The sequence below is a fragment of the Mesorhizobium sp. M4A.F.Ca.ET.050.02.1.1 genome (assembly GCF_003997725.1).
GTDB lineage: Bacteria > Pseudomonadota > Alphaproteobacteria > Rhizobiales > Rhizobiaceae > Mesorhizobium.
The window spans coordinates 1-6,144 of the sequence record NZ_RZSG01000337.1; the positions used below are offsets into that span (position 1 = coordinate 1).

General features: G+C 64.5%; 6 protein-coding genes and 1 pseudogene. 4 read left to right on the forward strand and 3 right to left on the reverse strand.

All coding sequences use genetic code 11. The features are described 5' to 3' along the window. Nucleotides 1-22: 22 nt before the first annotated feature. On the reverse strand, nt 23-508 hold the full coding sequence (locus EOA33_RS20670) for a hypothetical protein (protein ID WP_126058335.1): 486 nt from the start codon (nt 506-508) through the stop codon (nt 23-25). A gap of 188 nt (nt 509-696) precedes the next feature. Here EOA33_RS20670 and EOA33_RS20675 point away from each other — a divergent pair, with 188 nt between their 5' ends. Both EOA33_RS20675 and EOA33_RS20680 read left to right on the forward strand, forming a co-directional pair. Next, a complete protein-coding gene (locus EOA33_RS20675; RefSeq protein WP_126058334.1) occupies nt 697-1,062 on the forward strand; it encodes a RidA family protein in 366 nt (121 codons plus the stop codon). 31 nt (nt 1,063-1,093) lie between these two features. Continuing rightward, entirely contained in the window at nt 1,094-2,320 is a 1,227-nt protein-coding gene (locus EOA33_RS20680) for an amidohydrolase/deacetylase family metallohydrolase (protein ID WP_126058333.1), read from the forward strand. A gap of 155 nt (nt 2,321-2,475) precedes the next feature. Here EOA33_RS20680 and EOA33_RS20685 read toward each other — a convergent pair whose 3' ends face one another. Continuing rightward, nucleotides 2,476-4,266, reverse strand: coding sequence for an NAD(P)/FAD-dependent oxidoreductase (locus EOA33_RS20685; protein ID WP_127406445.1), 1,791 nt, complete (start codon nt 4,264-4,266; stop codon nt 2,476-2,478). 380 nt (nt 4,267-4,646) lie between these two features. Then, nucleotides 4,647-5,225, reverse strand: coding sequence for an invasion associated locus B family protein (locus tag EOA33_RS20690; RefSeq protein ID WP_127406446.1), 579 nt, complete (start codon nt 5,223-5,225; stop codon nt 4,647-4,649). Nucleotides 5,226-5,441: 216 nt separating this feature from the next. Here EOA33_RS20690 and EOA33_RS20695 point away from each other — a divergent pair, with 216 nt between their 5' ends. After that, complete coding sequence (locus tag EOA33_RS20695) at nt 5,442-5,741, forward strand: hypothetical protein (protein ID WP_127406447.1); 300 nt, start codon at nt 5,442-5,444, stop codon at nt 5,739-5,741. A gap of 134 nt (nt 5,742-5,875) precedes the next feature. Further along, nucleotides 5,876-6,144 (forward strand): annotated as a pseudogene (locus tag EOA33_RS20700) (NUDIX hydrolase); the annotation flags it as partial.

Genomic DNA, 6,144 nt, shown 5'->3' on the forward strand with positions numbered 1-6,144 from the left:
GTCGAGGGCTTCCGACGCGAGCCTAGCTCCCCAGCGGGTGGGGCATGTAGCCGACGAAGCCCGCTATCTTCCAGCGGCCACCGACCTTCGAGCAGAAATAGAGCGTTTGCCACTTCAGCCTGTCGACGCTGCCATCCGCCTTCGCGATGGAACCGTTGAACTTCTTGTGCAGCACCGCCCGGTCGCCGTCGACATCGATGTCGCGCATGTTGGTGACCCGAAAAAGCGCCTCGCGCAGCGGCTCGGCGAATTTCGTCGCTGCGGTTTCCTTGGCCTGGCGCAGCCATTCGTCGCGATAGGCGGCGAGCGTCGGAAACTGCAGCCGCCAGGCATCCGCGTCGTTGAGGAAATGCGCATGCATGCCGAAGAAGCTTTCGGCGACGAAATCGTCCTCGACCATCGACCAGTCCTGCGAGAGAAAGGCGTCGATGTCGCGCCGCACCAGCATGTCCCACAGCGCATGACGATCGGCGTCGCCGGCCGGAAACGGGTTCTTGTCGAAGGTCATTTTCTTTCTCCCGGATCGCGACCGGCATGGCGGCGCAACATGCTGATCCACTTCTAGCAAAGCAACATCCATCTCGAAAAATATTGCTCTCCAGCCAGCGGCACTAGGAGGATCGCGCCAATAGGGATAGAGGGTCGGCAACGGCAGACTCCGAACAGTCCTGCCATGTCTGAACAGGAGGCTATTTCTTGCCCAAGCAGTGTTTCGGAACATCGCATGTGCCGCTATCCCCCGCGGTCCGTGCGGGCGACTTCGTCTATGTCTCTGGCCAGGTGCCGGTCGGAAGCGACGGTATGGTCGTCCAGGGTGGCATCGTCGAGCAGACCGAGCAGGTGCTTCAGAACATCAATGCGGCCCTGGCGCTTGCCGGCTGCACCATGGACGATGTGGTCAAGACGACGGTCTGGCTGGAGGACGCGCGCGACTTCGGCACCTTCAACACCGTCTATGCCAGGCATTTCCCGAAGCATCCGCCGGCCCGCACGACGGTCGAGTCGCGGCTGATGATCGACATCAAGATCGAGGTCGAGGCCGTCGCCTATCGGCCGCTCTGACAGAGAGACCAGAACAACCGGAGGCTGCCCGATGCAATTCGATCTCCTGATAAAGGGCGGCCGCCTTATCGATCCGGCTTCCGGGCTCGATGCGCCACGTGACCTCGCCTTCGCCAACGGCCATGTCGCCGCGATCGAAGCGGCGATCGACGCCGAACACGCGAAACAAGTGATCGACGCGAGGGATTGCCTCGTCACGCCCGGCCTCATCGACCTGCACAGCCACGTCTACTGGGGCGGCACCTCGCTCGGTGTCGACGCCGACCGGCTCGCGGCGAAGAGCGGCACCACTACCTTCATCGACGCCGGCAGCGCCGGCGCGGGCAATTTCCTCGGCTTTCGCCGCCACGTCATCGAGCGTTCGAAGGTCCGCATCCTCGCCTACGTCAACATCTCCTTCGCCGGCATTTTCGGTTTCTCGCAAACGGTCTCTGTCGGCGAATGCAGCGATCTGAGGCTCTGCGAGCCGCGCGAAACGGTGGCTGCCGTTCGCGAGCACGCCGATGTCGTCGTCGGCGTCAAGGTCCGCTCCGGCCGTCACGCCGGCGGCACCAGCGGCATCGCCCCGGTCGACCTGGCGCTGGAGGCCGCCGACCAGGCCGGCCTGCCGCTGATGGCGCATATAGACGAGCCGCCGCCCGGACGCTCGGAAGTGCTGCCGCGGCTGCGCCGCGGCGACATCCTCACTCACTGCTTCCGCCCCTTCCCCAACGCGCCGGTCTTCGCCTCGGGCGCGGTGCGCCCCGACATGCGGCTGGCGCGAGAGCGCGGCGTCATCTTCGACATCGGCCACGGCATGGGCTCTTTCGACTTCGAGGTCGCGAAGGCAATGCTGGCCGAGGGGCTCGCGCCCGACGTCATCTCGAGCGACGTGCATCTCTACTGCGTCGACGGCCCAGCCTTCGACATCCTCGTCTGCATGTCGAAGCTTTTGGCGCTCGGCATGCCGCTGGTCGAGGTGCTGCGCGCGGCGACGCAGCGCCCGGCCGAGGCGATCGCGCGGCCCGATCTTGGCGCGCTGAAGGTCGGCGGCATCGGCGACGTCGCGGTGCTCAGGCAGCAACCGGGCCGCTTCACCTTTGTCGACGCGGTCGGCGCCTCGCTGGTCGCCGATCAGCGGCTCGTTTCAGAGGGCATCGTCCTCGGCGGCAAATGGTGGCCAAACGAGGCCGCCGACCACAACGAGACCGAGCGCTTCGAGGCGCATGCGGGTCACACGCATGTCGAGGTTGCGGCCAGGCATTTCGGGCATGGGTGATCTCCCCCCTTGAGGGGGAGATGTCGCCGAAGGCGACAGAGGGGGTCGCCGCGCGTGAAGCGCCAGCCTTCATCTGTCGCAGGAGGTCGAGCCCAGTCGAACCGACCCCCTCTGGCCTGCCGCCATCTCCCCCACAAGGGGGGAGATCGGTAGCTTCAGCGCCCCGCGTTGCTCGGCTCGCCATAGACCGGTGTCGCGATCCCTTCCATGCGCGCCTTGAGCTGCAGCGCCACGAACTTCGAATAGAAGCGCGACAGCGCGAGGTTGCCGCCATGGAACCCCAGCGCCTCCTGCGCCGTCGGCTTCCACATGTTGCGCAACTCGCCCTGCCAGGGACCGGGATCGCCTCTCACGCCCGAGCCCAGGCCCCAGCATGGACCGACCCTGTCGGCGACCTCGCGCGAGACGATCGCAGCCACCGTCTCGTTCATCGACCGATAGCCGGTGCAGGAGATGATCGCATCGACCGCGAGTTCGCTGCTGTCGTCGAAAAGGATGCCGCTCGGTGTCAGCGACTTGATGCCGACACCGCTCCGCACCGCGATCTGTCCGTTGATGATCAGCTCGCAGGCGCCGACGTCGATGTAGAAGCCCGAGCCGGTGCGGTAGGCCTTCATCAGCAGCCCGGTCTCATCCTCGCCGAAATCGAGGGCAAAGCCGCTGTCGCTGAGGCGCTTGTAGAAATCAGCATCTCGCTCGCGGATAATGTCGTAGAGCGCGCGCTGCCCCTTCGGCACCAGCGCAAAAGGCGTCGAGGCGACGATCATGTCGGCCTTGTCCGTGGTGATGCCGCGGGCTAGCGCCTTTTCCGAGAATATCTCGAAGCCGACTTCCATCAGCGTGTCGGACTTCACCACCGTCGTCGGCGAGCGCTGGACCATGGTGACCATGGCGCCCGCCTCCCAGAGGTCGACGCTGACGTCATGCCCCGAGCTTGCCGCGCCGATGACCGCGACGCGCTTGCCGCGGAACTTCTCGCCGCTGGAATACTGGCTGGAATGCAGGATCTCGCCCTTGAAGGCCTCGGCGCCGGGCAGACTGATCTGCCGCGGCGGTCCGTAGGCACCGGTCGCGAAGACGATGTGCTTCGGCTTCAGGGTGATGCGCTGGCCGACTCGGTCAACGATGACGGTCCAGGCCTTTTCGGCTTCGTCATAGGCGGCGCTGACGCATTTGGTGGCGACCCAATAGTTCAGCTCCATCACCCGTGCATACATTTCCAGCCAGTCGCCCATCTTGTCCTTGGGCGTGAACACCGGCCAGTTCTCCGGGAACGGAATGTAGGGCAGATGGTCGTACCAGACCGGATCGTGCAGCACGAGCGAGCGATAGCGGTTGCGCCAGGAATCGCCGGCGCGCGCATTCTTCTCGATGATGATCGCCGGAACGCCAAGCTGCCTCAGCCTGGCGCCGAGCATAATGCCGCCCTGGCCGCCGCCGATCACCAGGCAGTAGGGCTGCTCCCTGACACCAAGGTCGCGTGCCTCGCGCGCCCGCGCCTCCGCCCAGGTCTCGCGATCGGGATCGGCCTTGTGGCGGATGCCGAGCGGCCGCGCCGGACCCTTTTGCTCCTCGAACCCCTTGAGCTCGCTCATTGCCGTGAACAGGCTCCGGCAGCGACCGTCCTTGAGGCGCAGGATCCCCTCGCCCCTGGCAACGACTGTCTCGAAGCTGAACCAGGCCTCGATGATGCCATCGTCGACGCTCGCTTCGCCGGTGAGGCTCCATCGCAACGGCCGTGCCGTCGCGAGCGTCGCCACCAGCATGTCGCGGATCGCCGCCCGGCCCTCCATGGTCTTGATGTTCCATGTGAAGGTGAGCAGGTCGCGCCAGTAGCAGTCCTCGACGAAAAGATTGGCCACTGCCTCGATGTCGCCGGCTTCGAGCGCGCGGGCGAAGGAACCGAGCCAGGCGGCCGCCTGCTGCGATGGTGCGATGTCGAGCATTTTTTGTCCTTCCTCGGAATATCGACCGGGCGTCGCCAAGCCTGGCGCCACGCAGAACGTGTTTCGAGACTATTGATAATCCGGTGAGGCCAGCCTGCAAGGGTGAGGCAGCGACAACCTGGCAAGCCGAAATCTTTATGGGATTCCTATTTCTTTCCTGTCCGCCCCGTCTCGAACCTTTATGGCCTTCCGATCCATATTCCGGGGGTAAAGACCCATGACGACTGTAGCATTGTAGTCGCGGCGGCGTCCCGTGCCGCTCTGACCCTGCCGACCGCAGGTTGAATTAAGCCAACCGGAAATAAGGACTACGCGCGATGGACGTCAATGATACGGGCGATCGGCGAATGCCGATCGTCCCGGTCGGTCTAAGCAGGAACTCAGTCCGCCGACAGCTCCGCCGTCCTTGCCAGCGCGCCGCCGAAGCCGTTGAGCGAGATGGAGAAGCTGATCGGCTGCGCCGTGTCGGCGGCGACCGCATTGACCTTCAGGCTGGTGCCGTTCTGGAGCAGCGGCGTGGTGTCGGCGTCAAAGGCAACCGGCCCCAGGCAGCCGACAGCCTGGCAGGTGTTGAACTGCAAGATGCCTTCCAGCTTCTTGTCGTCGATCTCCAGCGTGATGCCCTTGGCCAGCGCCAGGCCGAACGGCAGCGCCAGGGTGCCAGCGGCATCCTCGCCGGTCTTGGTCGACAATTCGATCGCCAGCAGACGCTGGTTGGTCTGCTTGCTGAACTGCTGGTGCGAGAGGCTGCAGGCCCTGGCCGCGCCGTTGACCTGGCAATTGACCACCCAGTCGCCATGGGTCTCCGAGAGCGCCGAGGCCCCGCCCGGCAATTGCGGCTTGGCCGCGTCGGCGGCCGGCGCCACCTTGTCGCCCTTGGTCTGCGCAGCGTTTACCCAAACCGGCACGCCGAGGATGCAGACAGCGCCAACTATCGCCGCGAGATACCTGCTTCTCATAGGGATCCCTTCTTGCCAGGCTCGGCTCCAGCCACTGGCTCGGCCTGGCGCCGGCCGATAGAGCGGCGAAACAACCGCCCCCGTCAAGTGCAATGCCAGGTTGGAGGGCACATTCCTGGCCGATGAACCAATCAATTTGGCGTGGCTGCCCATCGACCATGGCACCGCCGGTCAAATGCCCTATATGGGTGGTAGGTTTAACGCGGGAGCGGATCGATGCGGCAGCTTCGTCCAACGACGGTTCTCATATTGGCAATGCTGGCGACGGCGATGGTGGTGGCCGTGGCTCCGCATGCCTTGGCGCAGGTGATTATCCCAACAAATCGCAATGTTCTGGTCCAGCAGAACGAACTGCTGCAGCTGCAGAACAGGATGCTGCGGCAGCAATTCCAGCAACAGCAGCAGCTGAATCGCGAGCAGGATCGCCAGATCGTGCCGCAGCCTCGACCGCAGGTACCGGTGGTCAAGCCGAGCTGCCAGGTGCTGGGCAATGCGATTTTGACGTCGTGCCGCTGACAAGCCGGCATTTTCGATTTATTTAGCCAACTAACCTGCCGGAAAAATGCACTGTTGCATCGGCGGCGGTTTGGGGTTTTGCGGGATGGCGCCCTCCTTGCTCGGGAAGGGGCGATCCGACTGGGTTTCTGGGAATGGCAGCGACCAAGAAGACAGCCGTGCGCAAGGCAAAGAGGGGCGAACGGATTCGCCAGGTGGCGGCGATACCCTTTCGGCTGGGCCCTGATGGTGGCATCGAGGTGATGCTGGTGACGTCGCGCACGACCAGACGCTTCATCGTGCCCAAGGGCTGGCCGATGAAGGGCAAGAGCGGGCGCAAGGCGGCCATGATCGAGGCGCGGGAAGAAGCCGGCGTCCTCGGCGACATCCTGAAACAGCCGGCCGGCACCTATTCCTACTGGAA

What these genes read in the sequence shown, in the direction of transcription:
- EOA33_RS20670 (WP_126058335.1), bottom strand. Translation starts at nt 508, where the DNA reads ATGACCTTCGACAAGAACCCGTTTCCGGCCGGCGACGCCGATCGTCAT.
- EOA33_RS20680 (WP_126058333.1), top strand. Translation starts at nt 1,094, where the DNA reads ATGCAATTCGATCTCCTGATAAAGGGCGGCCGCCTTATCGATCCGGCT.
- EOA33_RS20685 (WP_127406445.1), bottom strand. Translation starts at nt 4,266, where the DNA reads ATGCTCGACATCGCACCATCGCAGCAGGCGGCCGCCTGGCTCGGTTCC.
- EOA33_RS20690 (WP_127406446.1), bottom strand. Translation starts at nt 5,225, where the DNA reads ATGAGAAGCAGGTATCTCGCGGCGATAGTTGGCGCTGTCTGCATCCTC.
- EOA33_RS20695 (WP_127406447.1), top strand. Translation starts at nt 5,442, where the DNA reads ATGCGGCAGCTTCGTCCAACGACGGTTCTCATATTGGCAATGCTGGCG.